This is a genomic window from Streptomyces colwelliae, assembly GCF_048158785.1.
GTDB lineage: Bacteria > Actinomycetota > Actinomycetes > Streptomycetales > Streptomycetaceae > Streptomyces.
In genome coordinates, this window is the sequence record NZ_JBLTJC010000160.1 from 1 (window position 1) to 22,748 (window position 22,748).

At 68.6% G+C, this 22,748-nt stretch carries 18 protein-coding genes and 1 pseudogene; 10 read left to right on the plus strand and 9 right to left on the minus strand.

Annotated features, from left to right (window positions below):
* Positions 1 to 38 precede the first annotated feature (38 nt).
* Entirely contained in the window at positions 39 to 206 is a 168-nt protein-coding gene (locus ACNFOC_RS29115) for a hypothetical protein (protein WP_416962068.1), read from the minus strand.
* A 28-nt stretch (positions 207 to 234) separates the two neighbouring features.
* Between ACNFOC_RS29115 and ACNFOC_RS29120 the strand changes: the two are divergent.
* The 4 genes and pseudogenes from ACNFOC_RS29120 to ACNFOC_RS29135 form a co-directional block, all read left to right on the plus strand.
* A pseudogene (locus tag ACNFOC_RS29120) lies at positions 235 to 1,152 on the plus strand (hypothetical protein); the annotation flags it as partial.
* A 180-nt stretch (positions 1,153 to 1,332) separates the two neighbouring features.
* Positions 1,333 to 2,199, plus strand: a complete 867-nt coding sequence (locus ACNFOC_RS29125) for a metal-dependent hydrolase (RefSeq protein ID WP_416962053.1) — start codon at positions 1,333 to 1,335, stop codon at positions 2,197 to 2,199.
* Complete coding sequence (locus ACNFOC_RS29130) at positions 2,199 to 3,230, plus strand: PDR/VanB family oxidoreductase (RefSeq protein ID WP_416962054.1); 1,032 nt, start codon at positions 2,199 to 2,201, stop codon at positions 3,228 to 3,230. Before ACNFOC_RS29125 ends, ACNFOC_RS29130 begins: the two co-directional genes overlap by 1 nt.
* 69 nt (positions 3,231 to 3,299) lie before the next feature.
* Entirely contained in the window at positions 3,300 to 3,989 is a 690-nt protein-coding gene (locus ACNFOC_RS29135) for a TetR/AcrR family transcriptional regulator (protein WP_086021728.1), read from the plus strand.
* Positions 3,990 to 4,023: 34 nt separating this feature from the next.
* Here the strand turns inward: ACNFOC_RS29135 and ACNFOC_RS29140 are convergent, their stop codons facing one another.
* From ACNFOC_RS29140 to ACNFOC_RS29155, 4 genes are all read right to left on the minus strand, one after another.
* Positions 4,024 to 4,380, minus strand: coding sequence for a 5-carboxymethyl-2-hydroxymuconate Delta-isomerase (locus ACNFOC_RS29140; protein ID WP_416962055.1), 357 nt, complete (start codon positions 4,378 to 4,380; stop codon positions 4,024 to 4,026).
* A 31-nt stretch (positions 4,381 to 4,411) separates the two neighbouring features.
* Positions 4,412 to 6,031, minus strand: a complete 1,620-nt coding sequence (locus ACNFOC_RS29145; protein ID WP_416962056.1) for a SpoIIE family protein phosphatase — start codon at positions 6,029 to 6,031, stop codon at positions 4,412 to 4,414.
* 76 nt (positions 6,032 to 6,107) lie between these two features.
* Positions 6,108 to 11,522, minus strand: a complete 5,415-nt coding sequence (gene pulA / locus ACNFOC_RS29150) for a pullulanase-type alpha-1,6-glucosidase (protein WP_416962057.1) — start codon at positions 11,520 to 11,522, stop codon at positions 6,108 to 6,110.
* A gap of 122 nt (positions 11,523 to 11,644) precedes the next feature.
* Entirely contained in the window at positions 11,645 to 12,208 is a 564-nt protein-coding gene (locus tag ACNFOC_RS29155; protein ID WP_416962066.1) for a cysteine hydrolase family protein, read from the minus strand.
* Here ACNFOC_RS29155 and ACNFOC_RS29160 point away from each other — a divergent pair.
* The 5 genes from ACNFOC_RS29160 (at position 12,173) to ACNFOC_RS29180 (ending at position 16,262) form a co-directional block, all read left to right on the plus strand.
* Positions 12,173 to 12,400, plus strand: coding sequence for a hypothetical protein (locus tag ACNFOC_RS29160; protein WP_416962069.1), 228 nt, complete (start codon positions 12,173 to 12,175; stop codon positions 12,398 to 12,400). The genes ACNFOC_RS29155 and ACNFOC_RS29160 overlap by 36 nt on opposite strands.
* A gap of 230 nt (positions 12,401 to 12,630) precedes the next feature.
* Positions 12,631 to 13,134 carry a hypothetical protein gene (locus ACNFOC_RS29165; protein WP_416962058.1) on the plus strand — a complete coding sequence of 168 codons (504 nt, stop codon included), beginning with the start codon at positions 12,631 to 12,633 and terminating at the stop codon, positions 13,132 to 13,134.
* Positions 13,135 to 13,311: 177 nt separating this feature from the next.
* Positions 13,312 to 14,913, plus strand: coding sequence for an ISL3 family transposase (locus tag ACNFOC_RS29170; protein ID WP_416962059.1), 1,602 nt, complete (start codon positions 13,312 to 13,314; stop codon positions 14,911 to 14,913).
* A gap of 43 nt (positions 14,914 to 14,956) precedes the next feature.
* Entirely contained in the window at positions 14,957 to 15,385 is a 429-nt protein-coding gene (locus ACNFOC_RS29175; protein WP_416962060.1) for a DUF4240 domain-containing protein, read from the plus strand.
* Positions 15,386 to 15,653: 268 nt separating this feature from the next.
* A complete protein-coding gene (locus tag ACNFOC_RS29180; protein WP_416962061.1) occupies positions 15,654 to 16,262 on the plus strand; it encodes a DUF4232 domain-containing protein in 609 nt (202 codons plus the stop codon).
* A 553-nt stretch (positions 16,263 to 16,815) separates the two neighbouring features.
* Here ACNFOC_RS29180 and ACNFOC_RS29185 read toward each other — a convergent pair.
* Positions 16,816 to 17,205: a hypothetical protein gene (locus tag ACNFOC_RS29185; protein ID WP_416962062.1), complete on the minus strand. Its 390-nt coding sequence runs from the start codon at positions 17,203 to 17,205 to the stop codon at positions 16,816 to 16,818.
* Between the two features lie 190 nt (positions 17,206 to 17,395).
* On the opposite strand from ACNFOC_RS29185, the gene ACNFOC_RS29190 reads away from it, so the two are divergent.
* Positions 17,396 to 18,622 carry a helix-turn-helix transcriptional regulator gene (locus ACNFOC_RS29190; RefSeq protein WP_416962063.1) on the plus strand — a complete coding sequence of 409 codons (1,227 nt, stop codon included), beginning with the start codon at positions 17,396 to 17,398 and terminating at the stop codon, positions 18,620 to 18,622.
* Here ACNFOC_RS29190 and ACNFOC_RS29195 read toward each other — a convergent pair.
* The 3 genes from ACNFOC_RS29195 to ACNFOC_RS29205 all read right to left on the minus strand — a co-directional run bounded on the left by ACNFOC_RS29195 (position 18,603) and on the right by ACNFOC_RS29205 (position 22,521).
* The gene (locus tag ACNFOC_RS29195; RefSeq protein WP_416962064.1) at positions 18,603 to 19,265 is read right to left on the minus strand and encodes an HAD family hydrolase; all 663 of its coding nucleotides are present in this window, start codon (positions 19,263 to 19,265) and stop codon (positions 18,603 to 18,605) included. The genes ACNFOC_RS29190 and ACNFOC_RS29195 overlap by 20 nt on opposite strands.
* Before the next feature lie 40 nt (positions 19,266 to 19,305).
* The gene (locus ACNFOC_RS29200; RefSeq protein WP_416962065.1) at positions 19,306 to 20,682 is read right to left on the minus strand and encodes an alpha-amylase; all 1,377 of its coding nucleotides are present in this window, start codon (positions 20,680 to 20,682) and stop codon (positions 19,306 to 19,308) included.
* A 159-nt stretch (positions 20,683 to 20,841) separates the two neighbouring features.
* The gene (locus ACNFOC_RS29205) at positions 20,842 to 22,521 is read right to left on the minus strand and encodes a glycoside hydrolase family 13 protein (protein ID WP_416962067.1); all 1,680 of its coding nucleotides are present in this window, start codon (positions 22,519 to 22,521) and stop codon (positions 20,842 to 20,844) included.
* Positions 22,522 to 22,748: the final 227 nt, after the last annotated feature.

The window sequence follows — 22,748 nt, forward strand, 5'->3', positions numbered from 1 at the left end:
GTGTGACGGCGGCGGGCGTGGTCCTGGTAGGTGGAAGCTCAAGGGTCGCGGCGCAGGAACCAGACGTGTGCGGCTCCGGCGTGGTGCTCGCGTACCGCGAGGATGCGTCGGCGGACGGCGCCGCTGCCGCGGCGGCCTCGACGGTGTCGACGCCGAGTGTCGACGAGCGGATCGGTGTACGGACCGGAGGTGTCGTACAGCGTCACCGACTTCACCGTGCAGGACGTCGATCTCGTCCTCTACGCCGGCACGGTCGACAACGCGCGCGTGGTGATCCTCTACGACGGTCTGCGCATCGCCCGTTACGCCGAACCGAAGAACGGTACGAAGGGAGCCGCGCTGGACTTCGCGCGGGTCGACGGCGCGACCGGGTCCGAGGCGAACGCGGTGGTCCTGGACCGCGCCGACGGCAACGTCCGCTATCTGACGGCCCCTTGGGTGAAGAAGGCGGCCATGCGCGATCTCCAGAAGCCGAACGCCGGCGCGCTGCCCATGACCCTCACCGACGGGATCACCTCACCGCTGGCCAGCCCCGCGCAGACGACCGGCGCGTGCACGTCGTGGAACGTGCTCCAGCTGACCGACGACACCGGCACCCGCCTGATGAGCGACCTCGGCGAACTGGTCCCCGCGCACCTCACCGTCGGACGCCCCGGCTCGGTCCACGAGGTGTCCGGTGCGGCGGCCCAGCACGCCTGGGCGCCCTTCGCCTGCTCCCTCGGCGCCATGCGCTCGCTGGGCGTACGGTCCGTGAACGCCTGGCAGTTCGCCGAGCAGCCGCTGCCCGACGCGAGCGGCGCGGCGGACTGGGTGTGCACCCGGGCCGAGACCTGGCAGGGCGGCGGCGAGCCGGTGCTGGCGCAGTTCCGCACGCCGGGCGGGACGTACGGCGCGGTCGCCGCGAAGGCGCGGGGCGCGGCGGCGTGCGGAGCGCGCGACCCGCATGTGCTGGCCGGGGTGCTGTGGAAGTCGGCGGCGGGGCACTGGTTCTTGTTGGCGGCGGGCAGTAAGGGGACGGAGTCGATCAGCGCGACGGGTGGGGTCAATGGTTCGGCTCGGGGTGCGCTGCTCGCTGTGAAGACCAAGCAGGGTGTTCAGGCCGAGTTGAAGGGGGCACTGGGCGACGGCACCACGATCAGCGGCCTGCGTTAGCGCTCCGCGGGGTGGGTACGTCGTCGAGTGCGGGGCCGTTGTGGCTGGTCGCGCAGTTCCCCGCGCCCCTTTGGGGCGCTTGACCTCAGCCGGCACTCCATCACCCCCTCGCTGACACTCACGTCAACAAGTCCCCGCACAAGGGTTCCCCAGGGACTTACCCGTCAGTACATTGACGCCATGTCTAACACGCCGCTCAAGGCCCGAAAGGTGTCCTTCTCCTGGGAGGGCACCCCGCTGCACTGGGTGCCCGGCGATCCGTTCACCACGCACACGATCAATGTGCTGCACCTGCTGCTGCCCGCCGGTGAGCGGTGGTTCGTGCACGTCTACAAGCAGGTGCTGCCCCTGATCCGGGACGACCGGCTGCGCGAGGACGTGATCGGGTTCATCGGCCAGGAGGCGATGCACTCCCAGGCGCACGACGAGGTGCTGCCGCACCTGAGGGAACTGGGGCTCGACCCGACGCCGTACACCGCGCAGGTCGACTGGTTCTTCGAGAAGCTGCTCGGCGACCGGACCCTGCCGCCGGGCAAGGCCCGGAAGTGGTGGCTGCTGGAGCGGGTCGCGATCATCGCGGCGATCGAGCACTACACGGCGTTCCTCGGCAACTGGGTGCTGAACGCCGAGGAGTTGGACCGGCGCGGCGCCGATCCGACCATGCTGGACCTGCTGCGCTGGCACGGCGCCGAGGAGGTCGAGCACCGCTCCGTCGCCTTCGACCTCTTCATGCACGTCGACGGCGGCTACCGGCGACGCGCACGGACCTGGGCGACCGCGTTCGCCGCGCTGATGTTCCTGTGGCAGCGCGGGTCCCGCTTCTTCATGGCGAACGACCCGACCCTCGTCGACGCGCACGTGAGCTTCAAGGACTTCTACGTCGCCGGAAAACGCGGCACCCTGCCCGCCACCGGCGACATGCTCAGGTCCATACCCCGCTACCTGAGCCGCGCCTACCACCCCTCGCAGGAGGGCAGCACCGAGCAGGCCATCGCCTACCTCGCATCCTCGCCCGCCGCGGTGGCCGCCGAGAAGAGGGCGGAGTAGTGCCGAAGCCCCTCACTGTCGCCGTCCTGGCCGGCGCCGCGCTCCTGACCCGCCGTGCGCTACGGCGCCGGGTGCGGGCTTCGCCGCTGTGGCCGCTCCCCGCGCTGGATCCGCCGATCTCCGGCCGGCCGCGCTCACGGGCACTGAGGCTGCGGGTCGCCGCACGGGAGACGGTCGCCGACGGGGTCGTACAACTGCGCCTGGAAGGGCGGGACTTGCCGCGCTGGGAGCCCGGGGCGCACATCGATCTGGTGCTGCCCTCAGGCCTGGTGCGGCAGTACTCGCTGTGCGGGGACCCGGCGGACACCTCGTCGTACACGGTCGCGACGCGGCTGGTCGAGGACGGGCGGGGCGGGTCGCGCGAGGTGCACGAACAGGTGCGGGTGGGCGCGGAGTTGGAGGTGCGGGGGCCGCGCAATCGGTTCCCGCTCGTCGAGGCGCCCGCGTACGTCTTCGTCGCCGGCGGCATCGGGATCACCCCGGTGCTGCCGATGCTGCGGGCACTGCCCGAGGGCGTCAACTGGCGTCTCCTGTACGCCGGTCGGACGCGGGAGTCGATGCCGTTCCTCGACGAGTTGGCGGAGTTCGATGCGGGCCGGGTCACCGTGGTGAGCGGGCTGCGGCCCGAACTCGACGCTCAGCTCAGGGAGTTGCCCGAGGGGGCCGTCGTCTACTGCTGCGGGCCGGAGGGGCTGATGGCGGCCGTCGCGGAGCGCTTCCCCGACGTGCGGCTCGAACGGTTCGCGCCCCAGGCCCCGTTGGGCGGGAACGCCGCCTTCGAGGTCGAACTCCGGCGCAGCGGGCGGACGTTGACCGTGCCCGCCGACTCCACCGTGCTCGCGGCCGTCCGCGCGGAGCTGCCGAACACCCTCTACTCCTGCGAACAGGGTTTCTGCGGAACCTGCCAACAGCGGGTGCTGGAAGGGGAGGTGGAGCACCGGGACGAGTTGCTGACGGACGCGGAGCGGGCCGACTCGATGCTGATCTGCGTGTCACGGGCCCGAAGTGAGCGTCTGGTGCTGGATTTGTGATGGGGTGATGTGAACAACCATGGTCGGTCCGGTCCGTTCGGGGCCGGAACGGATCGGTAAGGTGTTCGCATGAGTACCGGGGTTCGCCGCAGGATGGGAGTCGAGGAACGGCGACAGCAGTTGATCGGCGTCGCTCTCGACCTGTTCAGCCATCGCTCGCCCGACGAGGTCTCCATCGACGAGATAGCCGCGGCCGCGGGCATTTCCCGGCCGCTGGTCTACCACTACTTCCCCGGCAAACTCAGCCTGTACGAGGCCGCGTTGCAGCGCGCCTCGGACGATCTCGCCGGGCGGTTCGTGGTCGCCGAGGAGGGCTCGCTCGGGGGACGGCTGCTGCGGGTGATGGGCCGGTTCTTCGACTTCGTGGACGACCACGGGCCCGGTTTCGCGGCGCTGATGCGCGGCGGTCCGGCGGTCGGCTCGTCCACCACCAACGCGCTCGTCGACGGGGTACGGCACGCCGCGTATCTCCAGATCCTGTCCCACATGAAGGTCGAACAGCCGCCCGCCCGGCTGGAGTTGATGATTCGCTCCTGGATCTCGCTGGTCGAGTCGACGGCCCTGATCTGGCTGGACGGCCGACGCATCCCGCGCGCCGATCTGGAACGCCAACTCGTGCACGACTTCGGGGCGTTGGCGGCGGTGAGCGCGGCGTACGACGACGAACTGGCCGCGCTGCTGCGGGAGTCCCTCCGGAACGAGCCGGGCGACGGGCCGTTCACCGACCTCGTCGTCCGGCTGATCGCGCTGGCGTCCTGACCTTCAGGACAAGGCCAGACCGCCCGAACAAGACCTAGCGCTCGAACTTCCGGTAGGACGCGTCCAGTTCGCGTACCTCGGCGGAGGCGTGCAGCACGGAGCCGTCCTCGTCGATGTACTCGCGGAGGAGGTCCAGGACCTTCTCGGTCAGGCGGGCCTTGGTCTCCTCGGTGCGTCCGGCGAGCAGGCCGAGGGTGACGTGCACGACGGTGTGTCCCAGCTCGTCGAGACCCTCGTACCCGTAGGCCGTGTACTCGCTCGGGCGGAACTGGGTCTTGCACGACTCCGGCTTCGCGGCCGCGATCTCGACCACCGCCTCGTGCAGCGCACGGGAGAAACCGTCCTGGTCGAAGGAGATCGTGTGGGAGTGGTCGACGGTGATCTGCGGCATGGGCTTCCCCTGTTCTGGGCCGATAACGGGCTCACCTTAGCCGCAGCGCCAGCATCGCGATGTCGTCGTCCCGGTCGACGCCGAAGCAGTCGAGCAGGGTGTCGCACAGCGCGTCCAGGCCGGGCAGCGCGCCGGAGGCGGCCGCGCGGAGCTGTTCCATCGACACGGAGATGTCCGTGCCCCGGGTCTCGATGAGGCCGTCGGTGATCATGAGGAGGCGGTCGGTGGGTTCGAGGAACAGTTCCGTGGGCGGCGGATGGGGCAGGCCCACGCCGAGCAGCGGGCCGGCCGCCTTGGCGTAGTCCGCGCTGCCGCTGTCCCGGATGATCAGCGGCGGGATGTGGCCCGCGTTGGAGATGAGGGTGCGCCCGGTGTCCGGGTCGACCAGGGCCAGGCAGACGGTGGCCGTGGTCTCCGGGTGGTAGTGCTGGAGCATCCGGTCCAGCCGCTCGGCGAGGACGCTCGGGTCGCTCTCGTCGACGCAGTAGGCGCGCAGGGCGTGCCGTATCTCCACCATGACGGTGGCCGCCTCCAGCGAGTGCCCGACGACGTCGCCGACGGCGAACAGCACTCCCCCGGCGATCTTCAGGACGGCGTAGAAGTCGCCGCCGATCTCGGTGTCCTGGGACGCGGGCACGTACCTCACCACGGCGTCCACGCCCCGCAGTTCGGGCAGCCGGTCCGGCTTGGGCAGGAAGCTGCCCTGGAGGGTGAGGGCGACATGCCGTTCCACCTGGTACATGAGGAGCGGCTCGGCGGCGAGCGCGGTGGCCTGGGCGAGTTGCGCCAGCAGCGCCCCGGCCTCGGGGCCCACCCGGCGCAGCCCGCGGGTGGGGGCGGCGAGGCAGACCGGGGCCCTGCCCTCCTGGGTGAGGACCAGCGCCAGCCGGGCATCGTGTTCCACGCCGGGCCGGAAGAACCCGGTGGGCCACAGCGGCGTGGGCACGGTGGTGATCTGCACCCCGGACTGCCCCTGGGAGAGCCGCCGCAGCAGCCGGGCCACGGCCTGGTCGGCGTCCTCGCCCGGCAGCGCGACCGAGGTCCGGTCCCGGGGCAGGCCGCGGTACAGCTGGTCGTCGCGGTCGAGGACGAACACGGCGGCGGGGGTGCCGGTGAGCCGTGCGGTGCCGTCGGCGGCGACCTCGACGAGTTCCTGGAGGGAGCGCGCCGCCTGGATGGTGACGATCATCTCCGACAGCAGGGTCAGCCGTCGTACGAGCGCCTGGTCGTCGGCGCGCAGCCGGGCGGCCCGGACGGCGGCCCGGACCGCCGCCTCGATCTCCTCGGGCTCCGCGGGCACCGTGAGGTAGGCCTCGTCGCCCGCGTCGAGCGCCTGGCAGCGGTTGCTCGGGGGCGCGGCGAGGGCCGAGACGTGCACGACCGGCAGGCCCGCCATGCGCGGCCGTTCCTTGAGCAGCCGGCACAGTTCGAACCCGCTCATGTCCGGCAGGTGCACATCGATCAGCGCCACGTCGGGCAGGTTCCCCTTGCGCAGTCGCCCGTCGAGTTCGTCGAGCGCCTCGCCGCCGCTGCCGACCGCGAGGACCCGATGGCCGGCGCGGCTCAGCACGCTCTCGATCGCGAACCGGCTCGCCGGCTCGTCGTCCACGACCAGTACGGTCGCGTGCGTCAGTTTGCCGTTGACGTCCATTTCTCAGACCTGGCCCTTTGACACACCGGTGGGGCAGGCCGATGTCCACAGCCTGCCCCACTACGGTAATGCGCTTTCAGGGTGTCCGGGTGAATACCGCCACAGTGCGTCCCGGAACGGCGAAGGTGCCCGAATTCTTCGCGTACGAGGCCGACTTCACGGTGGCGTCCGCGCCCGCCGCCTGCACCGGGTGCAGGCGGTAACCGGTACCGGCCAGCGAGCCCACCTTCTGCTCCCGCGCGCTCGGCGTCGCGTTGAACACGACCACCAGATCACCGAGTTCCATGGTGATCACCCCGGGCGTCTCGTCGGTCCCGGACAGCGGGAACGACAGCTTCGACTGCACCTGCCCGGCCGTGTCGAGCGAGAACACGGGGTCCGTCGTACGGATCTTCAGCAGATCCTGGTACGCGGCTGAGGTCCCCTCGATCTGCCCGCAGCCGACCTTCACCGACGTCAACAGGCCTTTCGCGTACGGCCACTTGGACTCGTTGTCGGCGGCCATCGGCAGCCCCCGCCCGAAGCCGTTGCCGTCCGCGCAGTTCCAGTGGATCGCGTTGAACCAGTCACCGCTGTCGAACGAGTTGCGGTCCAGGGACTTGGAGCGCAGCAGGTCGGTCCCGGCCTGGGAGAGGGATGGTCCCTGCGACAGGGTGGCGGTGGCCATCGCGAGGACCTGCATCCGGGCCCGGTCGGCGGCGCTCGTCGTGGCGGGCAGCTTGTAGGTGAGGGCGTCGAACAGCGACTCGTTGTCGTGCGCGTCGACGTAGGCGAGGGCGTCGCCGGGCGCGTCCGCGTAGCCGGCGGGAGCGCCGTTGTAGTCGATCTCGGCGCCGGTGACGTCCTTCCCGTCGGTGTCGGTGAAGCGGTACTTGGCGAGGTTGCCGCTCAGGCCGACCTTGATGAGGTCCTGGTAGTGCAGGAGGCGGGCCTTCTGCTCGGCCGAAGTGCCCTTCGCCGTGGAGGAGTTGGGGTCGGTGTACAGCCCGGACGCGAAGCCCTGCACCCCCGGGTCCTCGTCGAAGGGACTGCCGCCGCGTACGGCGTCACGGGCCCGGTCGGAGAAGGTCGCGATGCCCGTGCCGGCCATGTTCTTCTGCGTGGCCTGCACGAAACGGGCGTCGTCGGCAACCTCACCGAAGTTCCAGCCCTCGCCGTACATGATGATCTTCTTGCCGTCGACGCCGTCCTTCGCGAGGGTCAGCGCGTCGAGTGCCTTGCGTACGGCGAGGATGTTGGCCTTCGGCTGGTGCCCCATGAGGTCGAAGCGGAAGCCGTCGACCTTGTACTCCTTGGCCCAGGTGACCACCGAGTCGACGACGAGCTTGCCCATCATGGCGTTCTCGGTCGCCGTGTTGGCACAGCAGGTGGAGTTGGCCACGCTGCCGTCGGCCAACAGCCGCTGGTAGTAACCCGGCACGATCTTGTCCAGCACGGAGGTGTCCGCCTGCCCGCTGGCCGCCGTGTGGTTGTAGACCACGTCCATGACGACCCTCAGGCCGTCCTGGTTCAGCGACTTGACCATCTCGCGGAACTCGACGGTACGACCGGTGCCGTCCGGGTCGGTGGCGTACGAACCCTCCGGGACCGTGAAGTGGTAAGGGTCGTAACCCCAGTTGTAGGCGTCCTTCGCGGCGACGGCCGCCACGCACTCCTGCTGCTTCTCCGAGTCGGCGGCATAGGAGGCGAGGTCGCAGTCGGTGGCCGACTGCTCGGACTTCTTCTCGGGGATGGTGGCGATGTCGAAGGCGGGCAGCAGATGCACGTACGACGTCCCGGACTCGGCCAGCTCCCGCAGATGCTTGGAGCCGTCACTGTCCTTGTCCGTGAAGGCGAGATACATGCCCCGGTCGGCGGCCGGGACGGTCTTGTCGTCGACGGAGAAGTCCCGAACGTGCAGCTCCTGGATCTCCGCGTCCTTCAGCGCCACCGCCTTGGGCTTCTTCAGGCTCGACCAGCCGCTCGGGGCAAGGGACTTGTCGGTGAGGTCGACGACGAGGCTGCGCTCGGAGTCGGTGGTGAGGGCGACCGAATACGGGTCGGTGACCTCGTTGGTGACCAGCTTCTGGACGGTCGGCGCCCACACCTTCACGACGTACCGGTACGTCTTGTTCTTCCAGGAGGCCGGACCGGTGACGGACCAGACGCCGGTGCTGGCGTCCAGGCTCATCTTCTTCAGCGACCCGTCGAGGTCGAGCTGGACGGACTGCGCGGTCGGCGCCCAAACGGCCAGCGTGGGACGACCGTTGTGGAAGGTCGGGCCGAGGTCGGCCTTGGTCGCGGCACCGTACAGGTCGTCGAGCACGCCGGCGATCTGAACGCCGGTAGCGGCCAACACCGCGCCGTTCACGGCCCGTTGGGAGGCGACGAGCTGACCGTTCAGCGCCTCCTTCACGCGGCCCCGGTCACGCGGATCGACGGACCAGGCCGAATAGTCCTTCAGGTAGGGGAACTTGGCCTTCTGGGCGTCGGTGAGCGTGGTCTTGGACAGCCGCAGCCAGCGCTCGTCGTCGCTCGTCAGCGTGCCGTCCTTCACGGCGATCGAACCGTCGCGGGAGTACACGAGCTGGGTGGAGGCAGCCGCGTCGGAGCCGTTCCAGGCGACCGTGTCCCGGTCGATCCAGACCGCCTTGGAGGTGGTCAGGTCGAGGGCGGCCGCACTCCCGGCGGGCTGCGGCAGGAGGTACTTCTCCTGGCCGTTCAACAGCCACACCTCGTTGCCGTTGGTCTTGATGTCCAGCGACTGGTCGGCGGAGAGGTCCTTCTCGTCACCCTTGTGGATGATGTAACTGAGGCTGGTGGCACCCGAGTTGAGCGGCACCTCGAAGACAGCGCCATACGCGTCAGTCTTCACCGGCTGCAACGGGCTCGACCAGTCCGTGGGGCTCGCGGCACCCGTCCAGACGTGCAGGCCCCAGCCGGTGTAGTCGCCGTCCGCGCGGTGGTAGTGGATGACGGCCTTGGTGGTGTCCTGCGCCGGGTAGTCGGGCCGCTGGGTCTGTACGGCCTCCTTGCCCTGCTCGATCCATACCTCACCGGTCTGCGTGACGTCGATCGAACGGTCGGCGGTGACGTCCTTGTTGCCGTCCTTGTCGATCACCAGGAAGCTGACGTTCGAGGCGCCGGGCTTCAACTTGACGTAGGCGAAGGCGCCGTAGGCGTCCCGGCCGACGAACGGATGACTCGCGGGCCAGCTCGTCGCCTCGCCGTCCGCGAGGTCGCCCCAGGCGTACAGGCCCCAGTTGTCGTAGTCGCCGTCCGTGCGCTTGTAGTGGACGATCGCGTAGTCGCGCGAGGAGGCGGTGGGGATCTCCTCGGCGGGCGGGGTGCCGGTGGTGGACGCGGCTGTCGCGCTCGCCGTGCGACCGGTCGCGTCGATGACAACTGCCTTGTAGCGCAGGGCTGTTACGGCCGGTACGTCCTTCCCGATGGCCTGAGTGACCTTGTACGGGGCGTGGTCGGCGGAGCCCAGCGTCTGCCACTTGCCGTTGCCGGTCTGGGCGGCGAAGACGACCCGGTTGAGCTGACCGCCGGTGACGTCCGCACTCAACTCGACGGTGCCGGTGGCTCCCGCGTCCGGCGCCTTGAGGGTGATCGTGGGCTTGGTGACGGGCTTGGCGAGAGCGCCGGCCGCCTTGAGGACGATCGCGGCACCGGCGGGGACGGTGACGCTGACCTTGTTGTCGGCGCCGCTCGTCGCGGTGGCCGAAGTGCCGTAGATCCCCCGGTACTCCATGTCCGCCGAACCGGTCGCGAAGGTCACTGTCTTCGCGGTGTCGGCGTTGTTGAGGGCGACGATGTACTCGTTCTTGTCCGATCCCGTGCCCGTCCGCGTGAAGGCGTAGACACCGGCGCCGTCGGCCGCGTAGCGCTCGGTCTGGACGCCGTCGGTGAGGGCGGGGTTGCCCTTGCGCAGCTTCGAGAGAGCGGCAATCTGCTTGTACAGCGGGGCAGTTGAGTCGTACGAGTCGCTGGCGGCGGTGCGGTCGGTACCGATCTCATCATCATCGAGATAGTCGGCGACCTTCGACGCGAACATCGGCTGGCGGGCGTCCTTGTCGCCGCCGGAGCCGGTGAAGCCCTGTTCGTCGCCGTAGTAGACGACAGGGTTGCCGCGGCTGAGGAACATCAGCTCGTTGGCGAGCTTGTCCTTGGCGAGGAGTTCGGCGTCGGTGGCCTTCGGGTTGTCCTGGTCGAGGAAGTAGCCGATGCGGCCCATGTCGTGGTTGCCGAGGAAGGTGACCTGCTCGTACGCGTTCGCCTTGTCGGTCGTGTACTTGTAGTCGTCGCCGAAGACACTCGCGAGCTTCTGCGCGCTGCCGCCCTGTGAGGCGTAGGTGCGGGCCGCGTCCTGGAAGGGGAAGTCGAGCGTGGCGTCCAGGCGGCCCTGGGTGACGTACGGCGAAGTGACCGACGTGTCGGCGGAGTAGACCTCGCCGAACATGAAGAAGTTCTTCCGGCCGTGCTGCGCCGCGTAGTTGTCGAGTGCGGTGGCCCACTGGGTCCAGAAGTCCATGTCGACGTGCTTGACGGTGTCGATGCGGAAGCCGTCGACGTCGAAGTCGCGGACCCACTTCTCGTAGATCTTCTCCATGCCGCTGACGACCTCGGGGCGCTCGGTCCACAGGTCGTCGAGGCCGGAGAAGTCGCCGTAGGTGGCGTTCTCGCCGACATAGGTCGAGTCGCCCCGATTGTGGTACATCGTCGGGTCGTTGAGCCAGGACGGGACCTTCACGTTCGCCTTGCCGGCGGGGACGGTCGGGGTCTTGGGGAAGGAGGAGGTGGAGACGGTGGGGAAGGTGTGGGAGCCGTCCGCGTAGTCGGCGTCATCGAAGGGCTGCCCGTCCCTGGTCAGGTACGGGAAGGCGCCCTTGGAGAGATAGTCGTAGGACTTGCCCTCGTAGTCGACGACGTCGGCGGTGTGGTTGGTGATGACGTCGAAGAAGACCTTCAGGCCCTTGGCGTGGGCCTTGGAGATGAGGGTCGCGAGATCCTTGTTGGTGCCGAAGTGCGGGTCGACCTGGGTGAAGTCCGTTATCCAGTAACCGTGGTAGCCGGCGGAGGCGTCGCTCCCCGTCCCCTGCACGGGCTGGTTCTTGAAGATCGGGGCCATCCAGATGGCGGTGGTGCCGAGGCCCTTGATGTAGTCGAGCTTCTTTGTCAGACCCTTGAGGTCGCCACCCTGGTAGAAGCCCTTGTCGGTGGGGTCGTAACCGGTGCTGAGGCGTGAACCGGTAAGCCCTCCCTGGTCGTTGGAGGTGTCGCCGTTGGCGAACCGGTCCGGCATCACGAAGTAGAACTGCTCGCGGGTGTCGTCGTGCCGAGCGGATGCGGCTGCCAGCTTGGCGTCCGACGGGGGTGCGGGCGGGGTCGCGGCGTGGGCGGCGAGGGGTTGGACGAACGCCGCGAGGAGCGCGGCGGCGATGACGCCCGTGATCCTTCTCCGTCGCTCGGTGCGGCGCGTGCGGGGCGCCGGCCATCTCGGTATCACAGGCGTGAACTCCTCGCGATTACGGCTCAGTTCGGGTCCGACCCCGGCGAGACCGTATCGCCGACGCAAGGGTTGCAGCAAGAGGCATGAAAGGTGGAGAAAGAACTTTCATCGACACTCGGCTATTGCGGCGCGATGGCCTTGAGCCAGTCCTCGACGTCGACGACATCCGCCCACTGCGGGAACAGCTTCTCGGTGAGGAACTGGTGCACCTCGGGGTCGGTGTCGAGGCAGGCATCCGCCAGGACGGTGAGGCCGAAGTCCAGGTCGAGGGCGCTCCACAGGGTGGACAGCACAACGGCGCTGGTGGCAATGCCGGTGAGAACGAGGCTGTCGATATCGCGAGCCCTGAGTACCAGGTCGAGGTCGCTGCCCGAGAACGCGCTCCCCCTCCTCTTGGTGACCACGACGTCGCCCTGCCGCGGCGCGACGTCGTGATGGATCTCGGTGCCAGGGGCACCCTCGGTGAACAGGCCGGCCCGCACGGCATTCGTCATCACCCTGTTGCGAGGGCTGACTTCCGGATCGCCCGGCCGCAACCCGATCACCACGTAGATCACGGGGATGCCGGCAGCCCGGGCACCGTCGATCGCCCTGCGCAGGCGCGGCAGATATCCGGAACCGTCGTCGGCGATGGCCACGATGTCCCGTTGGACGTCCATCACCAGAAGTGCGCTGTTCGCCATGTGCGTCGCCCCTTCTCCGTCAGGAAACAAGGGCAAGTCTGGTGGATCGACCGAGCCGCGGTGGAGGTGTTTTGCTGCCACCCGGCGTCCGGTGGTGGGACGGATCGGATCACCTACGGCGGCAACATCATCGAGACCGGCACCGACTCCTACCGCCTCGCGCACACCCAGCGGACCAAGGCCCCAGGCTGAGCGCGTGTTGAATCAGCACTCGCCCGAGGCGCCCTCGCCCTTCGCGGTGCTTCGTCACATGGCTTGGACAGCGAGAGCCGGATCTGCCCGTCGTCCCGGGCCGCGAAGACAACGGCCAGGGATGAAACCACGTACTCAAAGGCACACCGGCTCGGGGCCAGGCCTTGATTCATCCCACCAGATCCCCCAAACTCCTTCAATAAAAGGCGAGTTGAAGCGAGGTCCCGGCCTTGAACACCCTCTTGTGGATTGCGCAGTGGGCTATCGCCGTCTTCCTGCTGGTGTCGTTCCTGGCGATGCCGTCCCTCATCCGTAGGGGCGTGGCCCGGAACAATGTGACCGCCGTCCTCATGTCATGCTTCGGTCTCGCCTGCAGCATCGGCCTCGTCGTGCCGTGGTGGACCGGGCGGGCCATGCTGGTGACCCCGGTGGCCGCCTCGCTGGTGGTACTCAGCTCCCTTGGGGACAGTCTGACGAACCGGATGCCAGTCGGCGACGCCCTCTACCTCGCCCTCCTCGTCGTCATGGGTGTCACAGTCGCGCTGGGCCGCTTCCGCTCCTTCGGCCAGTGGCACGACTCGTTCGGCGACTGGTTCTTCGTTGTCGGCGGGACTCTGCTGCTGGTGGTGTGTCTCCTGGGGAGCCCGGCGGGTCCGGCCAGGACCAGGTTGCTCCAGGCCGGCACGGGGCTGGCCGGCATCCTGGGAGGAGCCCTGGGTCAGCTGGAAAGCTGACCCGTTCCCGAGGAATGAACCAACCCCATCCAAGTGGCCTCAAAACGCGCATACGACAGGCAGTAACTGGCTCCCGAACTCACCTACAAGCGGACCCCGTTCTCGGATCAGGCACACATTCCGTGAGGACGATCACCGGGATTCAAGGGCAGTGACGTAGCGTCGTCTGGGACCGTGGTGCGGTGGGCCGAGCTCGTCAGCGTGCTGTTCCCGTACCTCGACACCGTGCTGGTGGACGCCGTCGTCCCGGCGGACGGTGCGGTCCACGTTGTGGCCAGAACCCGGAACGTGGTCGTGAGTTGTCCCGACTGCGCGACGCCGTCCGAGCGGATACACAGCACCTACGAACGGCACCTTGCCGATGGCCCGGTGGGTGAGCAGGCGGTACGGATCGATCTGTCCGTCCGGCGGTTGTACTGCGAGAACGCTGGTTGTCCGCGCCGTACGTTCGCCGAGCAGGTCGATGGACTCACCGTGCGGTACGGCAGGCGGACTCCGGCATTGCGCAGGGTGCTGGAGGCGGTGGCCGTGGCTCTCGCCGGCCGTTCCGGGGCTCGTTTCGCGAAGGTCCTGCACAGTGTCGTGAGCCGGATGACGTTGCTCCGGCTGGTGATGGCCGTGCCCGATCCCGTTTGGGCTGTGCCGAAGGTGCTGGGGGTGGACGACTTCGCTACACGCCGCGGGCAGCACTACGGCACCGTCATCATCGACTGCGAGACCGGTCAGCCCCTGGACCTGCTGCCCGGCCGGGACGCCGGGACGCTGGCCGCCTGGCTGCTGGCCCATCCCAGCTCGGAGGTCATCTGCCGGGACCGGGCAGGGTCCTACGCCGACGGCGCCCGCTCCGGAGCACCCCACGCGGTCCAGGTCGCAGACCCCTTCCACCTGCTGCAGAACCTCGGCACCGCGGTGGAAGGCTGCGTGCGCCGGCACAACGCCTGCCTCAAACCGCCGGACGCCGACGCAAACGGCATCGTGAGCATCTCCTTCGCCGAGCCGGAGAACACGACGAAGGCCATGTCGCCCATCGAGGCCCGACAGCGTGAACGCCACGCGATCGTCCACGCCCTCCTTGACCAGGGACACGGCATCCGGGAGATCGCCCGGGAACTGCACATGGGCGGCAATACCGTCCGCCGGGCCGCCCGAGCCGAAACACCCGAGCAGATGCTCAACGGCCGTCACCAGCCCCGGCCCAGCCAGCTTGACCCCTTCAAGGCACACCTGGACCGGCGCTGGGCCGAGGGCCACACCAACGCCATCCACCTGCACGCCGAGCTCAAAGAGCTTGGCTATCAGGGCAGCTACCAGATCATCAGCGACTACCTGCGGCCCCGCCGCCGACGGCGCATCCGCGTCGTCGGACCAGCGCCGCCGGGCGTCCGCCACGTCACCGGCTGGATGATGCGCCACCCCGACCGCCTGAGGGACGAGGAGCGGGAGCAGTTCGCCGGCGTCCTCGCCCGCTGCCCCGAACTGGCCGCTGCCGAACAGCTCGTCCGGTCCTTCGCCGAAATCCTCACCACCCGCTCCGGCCAGCATCTCAAGGACTGGATCCTCGCCGCCCAGGCCGAGGACCTCCCCGGACTCCACAGCTTTGCGCACGGCCTGGAGAAGGACTGGGACGCCGTCCTCCGGGGACTGACCACCCACTGGAACTCCGGTCCCGTCGAAGGCCGGGTCAACCACATCAAGATGATCAAACGTCAGATGTTCGGCCGCGCCAAGCTCCCCCTGCTCCGCAAGCAGGTCCTCCTCACAGCGGCAGCGAACAGGTGACCAAGTAGACGGAGTGTCAGACGTCTGCGTCATGCTCGCTGGCATGAACGAAGACGCCTTCTGGCAGCTCATCGAGGAATGCAGACCCACCGGGCTGGACCCTGATTCCGAACAACTGGCAGCCGCGCTGACAGAGCACCTTGCTCAGTCCCCGGTGTTCGTCGTCACCGGCTTCGCCGAGCAACTGTCCTGGGCCCTTTACCGCTTGGACCGCAAGGAACTCGGACAGGGCCTGTCCGGTGACGCATTCCTCTACACACGCTGCGCAGTCGTCGCCGCCGGCCGTGAAGCATTCGAAGACGTACTCCAGGATCCGAGGGCCTTCGCACCGTTCGCCACCGACCTCATCTGGGCCGAGAGCCTGCTCTACACGCCAGACCACGCCTACGAACGCATCACCGGCGAGGAATGGGACCGCCGCACTCGGTACTCCTACGAGTCGTACTCGAACACCGGCGGGTGGGCAGTCTGAACACCGCCGACGCCCATTGGACAGAGCCCGACCCCGGTGATCGTACTCACGGAATGTGTGCCTGATCCCCGTTCTCACCTACGAAGCCATACGAGTCCACCGACATCACGCCCCACCGCCATCCGCAGACACTGACGCGGCACGTGAATTCTCCTGCCTCCTCCCGCGAACAAATCCGCCGCACCGCGCATCGGACCTTGTGTACAGCACCAGAGGACGGAGCGGGCCGCAGACCACGGCCCGCGAAGCAGGAGTGGGGACGATCACCGTGAACGAAGTCCAGAACACCGCCGACCAGACCGGCAATGCCAAGCACCGGCACCGCGCCGACCGGCGCTTCGGGCGTACGGTGATCGGCCTGGCCGCCGTCGCCGGTCTGGGGCTCGCGGCCTGGGCAGGTACCGCCAACGCCGCGACCTTCAGTGGTACGGCCACCGCGAAGGCCACCCCGACCTGCTCCGCCACCGCGCTCAAGGCCACGTACGGTCAGCAGCTCGCCGGCGGCATGAACCACGAGGGCATCGTCATCAGGCTGCGCAACCTCAGCGGCAAGACCTGCGCGCTGCGCGGCTACCCCGGCCTGGGCCTGGAGAACTCCGCGCACAAGAAGCTCACGACCCACACCACCTGGGGCAACACCTGGTACGCGCACAACCCCGGTAAGAAGACCCTCACCCTCAAGGACGGCGAGAGCGCCGAGGCCGTCGTCGCCTGGACCCACGCCAACACCGGCACGTCGGGCGCGGTGCACGCTGCCTACCTGGAGATAACCCCGCCCGCCTCCACCCAGCACAAGACCCTGGCCCTCCCCCAGTGGGTCGACCACGGCGACCTGTCCGTCACGGCGCTGGCGAAGCACATCACCGTCACCTCCTGATCCCCCACGGGCCGGACGGCGGCGACGTCCACCCTCACGCCGCCGCCGTCCAACACCGTGGATCAGCGGGCCGACTCAATGGCCAAGGGCTACCTGGGTCGTCCGGGTCGGCACCCTTTTGCAGTCCTTCACATGCAGGTAGATCGTCGTACCCGCAGCCGAGGGTGACAGTTTGTCGTGCTCCGTGAACTCCTCGTCGCGCCTGATCAGCTCGTCGCAACGGCCGCAGAAGTTCACCGTCGGCACTCCCTCACCAAGCGGTACAGGCCTCTCCCGACCGGGCACGCGGCTGCATCGTCCGCGCAGTCCTCGCACGTCGAGCCATGAGCGAACAGCCCCTGGTGCGCACGCCCGGCCACGCACTGGCGACACGCTCTGGGAAACCAGCGCCCGGGCTCCGGCTGCTCTCCCAGGTCGACGGCCGTCTCGGTCGTCAACCGCTCACCGCCCCAGACGCAAGTCACGCCGCGCGCCTGCTCATCGGTGAGTTCGTCGAGCGACGGCAACGCCAAGACCTCCATGACACCAGGGACCAGGCCCGAAGCGGGGTCGCTCATGCCGACCGCTCCCATCCGCTCTCGGAGCGCAAGCAGTCCTCAAGGGCAGCCAGGAGGGCATGCGCATCGGTGAGCCAGTCGCGCTCCCCGGGGCAGATCCGCCAGTGCGGGCCCGGTGGCTGCGTACAGCATGCCGGCGGGATCACCAGGGTGCCGCCTTTACCGATCGGATGGGTCCCCTCGACTGCCCACCGGGCAGCGGTACCGCGAGCGACGAAGAAATAGACGACGTCTTTGGGCGGGTACTCCAGTACGGCTCCGCAGCCGGCGCCCAGGACAGCCATGGCGGCGATACCCAGTTGGCGCGGTACCCGGATCACGTCCCAGTCCAGGCCCGCGTCCTGCAAGGTACACCCCGCGGCGGTCGGCAATCGTGTGGTCGGCATGGCGGCTCCTCGAAGCACAGACGATCAGGCGTGCTTCAGAATGGCCCTCCTAGACACCAATAACGAGGACTTAAATAGGTCTTTCAACTGCCATGAATGGGACTTCTATTGGTCTCACAGGGTGACTGCTGGCCAGATCGAGGACTTCGGGTGACACTATCCGCAGCGCTCGACATGGAGGTGCAGCACAGTGCCACGGCCCGCAGGCAACACCCGGCTCAAGGCGGCCCGGTTGGCGGCCGGATTCGGATCGCAGCAGGCCCTCGCCGACGCCCTCGGGGTCGGAGTCCGCCAGGTGCGGCGCTGGGAGTCCGAGAATCCGCCATCACCTCAGCCGGACCAGGCTCAGGCCCTCACGCGTGAACTCGGCCAGGATCTCGACTCGTTGGGCTTCAGCTCGTCGAACACCGCCCAACCCGGCCGCGGCCGCCGCTCCGTTCTCGCGGCCACGGCCGCCGTCGTAGGGCTGGCCGCAGTCCCTACGACGGCCATCACCATGCAACCCGCCACCGTCGCAACGGACTTCCTGGCCGTCACTCGATCTCACCGGCGCCTGTACTGGTCCGTCGCGCCCGCCACGCTGCACCCCGCCGCGCAGGCCCACGGCTCCCTCGGCTGTGCCCTGCTCACCGAAACCGCAGGCCAGACCCGGCGGGCCGTAGCCGCAGCCCTCGCGGAGTCCTACTTGCTCGCCGGACGCATCGAGTTCTTCGACATGCGTGACGCCGACCGGGCCAGGAACACCCTGCTGCTCGCGCTCCAGGCCGCAGGCGAAGCCGACGACCCGCTGCTCGGCGCGGCCGTCCTGGCGCACACCGCCTTCATCCCCGCGTGGGACGGCGAGCGGGACAAGGCAGCCGAGCGGATGGTCGCCGCGCGCACCTACGCCCGGCGGGGCGCCCCCTCGGCCGAGTTGCTCGCCTGGCTGGACGCGGTCGAGGCGGAGTGCGAGACCCGGTGTGGCAACGCCCGTACGGCACTGCACCTCATCGGACACGCCGAAGACACGTTCGCCGCAGGCTCCGAGCAGCAAAGCCCGGACTGGTTGGACTGGTTCAGCCCTGTTCGGCTCGCGGCCTTCAAAGGCAACACGCAGTTGAAGGCCGGGCATCTGCCCCAGGCCAGGGAAACCCTCCTCGGGGTGCTCGATTCGCTCGACCCGAGTGAGGAGAAGCAGGCGACCGTCGTACTCGGAGACCTTGCCGCCGTCGAGGCAGCGGCCGGACACCTAGACGAGGCCTGCCGCTATGCGCTGCGGGCGCTCGACCAGCTGGAACGGACCTGGTACGCGATGGGAATGGACCGGGTGCGCGAGGTGCGGCGCACTCTGGCGCCGCACCAGCACGAGCAGTGTGTGCGCGAACTCGACGACCGGCTGTACGGCTGGTCGACGACGGTCAGCGCGCTGAGTCGTTGAAGTTCGCGATCAGTGCGGGCAGTTCCGAGAGGCTCTCGACTCTGAACGTCGGGAGGTTCTCGGCTTCCTCGGTCCTCCATTGGATCGTCGCCCACGGTCCCCGGTGCACCAGGGCCGTGTGCATGCCCGCCGCTACGGCCGGCCGCAGATCGTTGTCGACGCGGTCGCCGACGTAGAGGATCTCGTCGGCGGTGAAGGGGACGACCTCGGCCACACGTCGGAAGAACTCAAGGTCCGGCTTGCTGGCGCCCCAGTCGTCCGACGTGCCGATGAGGTCGACGTCCTCGGTGAACAGGTCCCGGAGGATCTTCCCGGCGCGGATCGTCTGGTTGCCCGCGATGCCCAGCCACAGACCATCGGCGCGCAACTGCCCCATTGCAGGCCGCACGTCGTCGTACAAGTCCTCCTCGTCGAAGGACTCCGGCTTGCCTGCGGCGGCCCGCTTCTCGCGCTCCTCGTACAGGTCGAAGCCGGGCCGGAACTCCTGGAACACCTCACGGTAGTCCCGGCCCTGCGCGACGACCGCGCCGAACATCGCGTGGAAGGTGTGCCGGGGTACGCCGAGCCAATCGGCCCAAGTGCCGTACTCCCGGGTCTCGTCCACCAGGCACTCACCGACGTCGAACACCACCGCGCGCATCATGGCGGCAGCGTAACCGGGTACGACGAGCCCCCTGCACGGCTCAGCAGCTCGACTTGCCCGAGTAGATCGCCAACGCCGTGTTCGACCCCAGCGTCGCGGTGAGCTGCCCGCTGGAGTTCACGGTCACCGTCGTGTTGTTCTGGACGTTGCAGTACGTGCCCGCGGCCATCGACGTCTGGTACGTCTGTGTCAGCGAGGACGACTCGTGGTTGATGGCGACGTAGCCCTTGCTGCCGCGGCCGAAGGCGATCGCGTCGTTGCCGTCGTCCCACCAGTTGGTGAGGGACTGGCCGCTCGTGGCGTTGCGGAAGGCCACCATGGACTTGATCTCCGGCCAGGCGTGCTGGCACTTCCAACCATCCTGCCAACAGGCCGTCACCGAGCCGCCGTTGGGCGGGCCGGCGTCCGCGTCGGACCACTCGTAGCCGGAGTTGATGTCCGGGGCGCCGTACGGGTAGGCGAGCATGAAGACGTTGGCCAGGGTGTAGTTGGCGCCGTCCTTGTAGTTCAAGGTCGATCCGTTGCGCTCCGTGTCGTGGTTGTCGACGAAGACCGCCGCCACCGAGCTGCTCATGTAGCCCCAGCCCTCGCCGTAGTTCTTCAGGTACGCGAGGTTCTCGTTGTTGAAGACCCGCTTGAGGTCGTAGGCGTAGCGGAACTCCTGGACGTCCCCGTTGCCGGTGTACTCGGTGGGCTGGACGGCCTCGCCGGAGCCGTAGATGACCTCCTGCTTCCAGTACACGGAGGGGTTGCTCAGGCGGGACTTGATGTTCGCGAGGTCGGTCGCCGGGATGTGCTTGGCCGCGTCGATGCGGAAGCCGTCGGCGCCGTAGCCGAGGAGGGTGTTCATGTAGCCGGCGATGGTGGACCTGACGTACTCCTCGCCGGTGTCCAGGTCGGCCAGGCCTACGAGTTCGCAGTTCTGGACGTTGGCGCGGTTGGTGTAGTCGCTGACCGCCGACGTGCAGTCGTCCATGTCGTACGAGGAGTACAGGCCGGGGTAGTTGTACTTCGTGTACGTCGAACCGCCGGTGCCGGTGCCGCTGCCCGCCGACATGTGGTTGATGACCGTGTCGACGACGACCTTCACGCCCGCCGCGTGGCACGTGCTGATCATGTTCTGGAAGGCGGTCGCGTCGCCGAGCCGGCCCGCGATCTTGTAGCTCACCGGCTGGTACGACGTCCACCACTGCGAGCCCTGTATGTGCTCGGCGGGCGGGGAGACCTGGACGTAGCCGTAGCCGGCCGGGCCGAGGGTGTTGGTGCACTCCTTGGCGACCGAGGCGAAGTTCCACTCGAAGAGGACGGCGGTGACGTCCTTGGTGCCGGGCGGGGAGGCGTGTGCGGTGCCGGGCACCAGGAAGGCCGTCGCGGCGGCGAGGGCGCAAGCTCCTGCAAGTGATCTGCTGCTGGCCATGTGGGTTCCTTCTCCGTTGAAGGTTCTTGCTGAAACTCCATGGAAACCTTGCGGTCGCCCAGATGTTAAAGGCCCGCCGCCCAAAAGGGCAGCGGGCCGTGTGAAGTTGATGCAAGAACTTCCCGTGGCGGAGGGGGAGTTCGGGACAGTTAGGGCGAGTTACGGTGTGGTGGTCCACCATGCCGTCGTGTCGGCGGGCAGCTTCGCCTCGCCGTCCGCCTCGGTCACCTCACCGCTGGCGAGCAGGAGACGACCGTACGCCGATGTCGTCACCGACTCCCCGCTCGTGTTGGCCACACACACGAACTCCCCGCGCCGGAAGGCGAGTACGCCCTCGGGCGCCCGCAGCCACTCCACCGAGTCGCCCGCGCCGAGGTCGGGCTGGGTACGGCGGGCGGCGAGCGCGGCCCGGTACAGCTCCAGCGTCGAACCGGCCGCCCCGGTCTGCGCCTCGATGCTCAACTCACCCCAGCCGTCCGGCTGCGGCAGCCAACTCCCGCCGCTTCCGAAGCCGTACGACGATCCGGTGCGCGTCCACGGGATCGGCACCCGGCACCCGTCCCGGAAGCCGTCCTGGCCCGCGCCCCTGAAGTAGGCGGGGTCCTGGCGGACTTCGTCCGGGAGGTCGACGACGTCGGGCAGGCCGAGCTCCTCACCCTGGTAGATGTACGCCGAGCCGGGCAGCGCCAGCATGAGCAGGGTCGCGGCGCGCGCTCGGCGCAGGCCCAGCTCCCTGTCCCCCGCCAGGCGGATCTGGGTGCCCAGGCCGGGCGGGTTGGCGAAGCGGGTGGCGTGCCGGGTGACGTCGTGGTTGGAGAGGACCCAGGTGGCGGGGGCGCCGACCGGGCGCATGGCCTCCAGGGTGCGGTCGATGACCGTACGGAGTTCCCCGGCGTCCCAATCGGTCGACAGGTACTGGAAGTTGAAGGCCTGGTGGAGTTCGTCCGGGCGGACGTAGTTGGCCGTCCGCTCCACCGTGGGCGTCCATGCCTCGGCCACGAAGATGCGCTCGCCCGCGTACTCGTCGAGGACCGTGCGCCACTGGCGGTAGATGTCGTGCACGCCGTCCTGGTCGAAGAACGGCATGACATCGTTGCCCAGCAGCTTGAGTTGCTCGTGCGAGCCGAGGTCGGGCAGGCCCTCCGCCTTGACCAGGCCGTGGGCCACGTCGATGCGGAAGCCGTCGACGCCGATGTCCAGCCAGAAGCGGAGGATCGAGCGGAACTCGTCCCCCACCGCCGGGTGTTCCCAGTTGAAGTCGGGCTGCTCCGGGGCGAAGAGGTGCAGGTACCACTCCCCCGCCGAGCCGTCCGGTTCGGTGACCCGGGTCCAGGCCGGGCCGCCGAAGATGGACTCCCAGTCGTTGGGCGGGAGTTCGCCGTTCTCGCCCTTGCCGGGACGGAAGTGGTAGCGCTCCCGCGACGGCGAGCCGGGGCCCTCCCGCAACGCCCGCTTGAACCACTCGTGCTGGTCCGAGGAGTGGTTGGGCACGAGGTCGACGATGATGCGCAGGCCGAGCCCGTGGGCGTCGCGGATCAGCGCGTCGGCGTCGAGCAGGTTGCCGAACATCGGGTCCACGGCACGGTAGTCGGCGACGTCGTAGCCGGCGTCCGCCTGCGGGGAGGCGTAGAACGGGCTGAGCCAGACGGCGTCGATACCGAGGTCGCGCAGATACGGGAGGCGGGCGCGGACGCCCTCCAGGTCGCCCATGCCGTCACCGTTGCTGTCGGCGAAACTGCGCGGATAGACCTGGTAGATCACCGCGTCTCTCCACCAGTCGCCGCGCTTTGCTTTGGTGGGGTTCGGTGCCGGGGCGATGGCCGAGTGCTGCTGGGTCATGGCGTCCTTGGTACGTAACTGGGGTTCGGTCATGGGGAGTTGATGACGAGGCGGCCGTGAAGTCAGCGGGGTCGGATGGACGTCACGGCCGGTGCTCGTAGAGCGTGCGGCCTGCGGGTACGTGCGCCCGTCGGCGCTCGTACGCCTCCCTTTCCGCCTGCTGGTGGAACTCTCGCTGAATCTTCCATTCCCCAGCGGCAGGAGGCCGACGCGCACCGGAGAGGCGG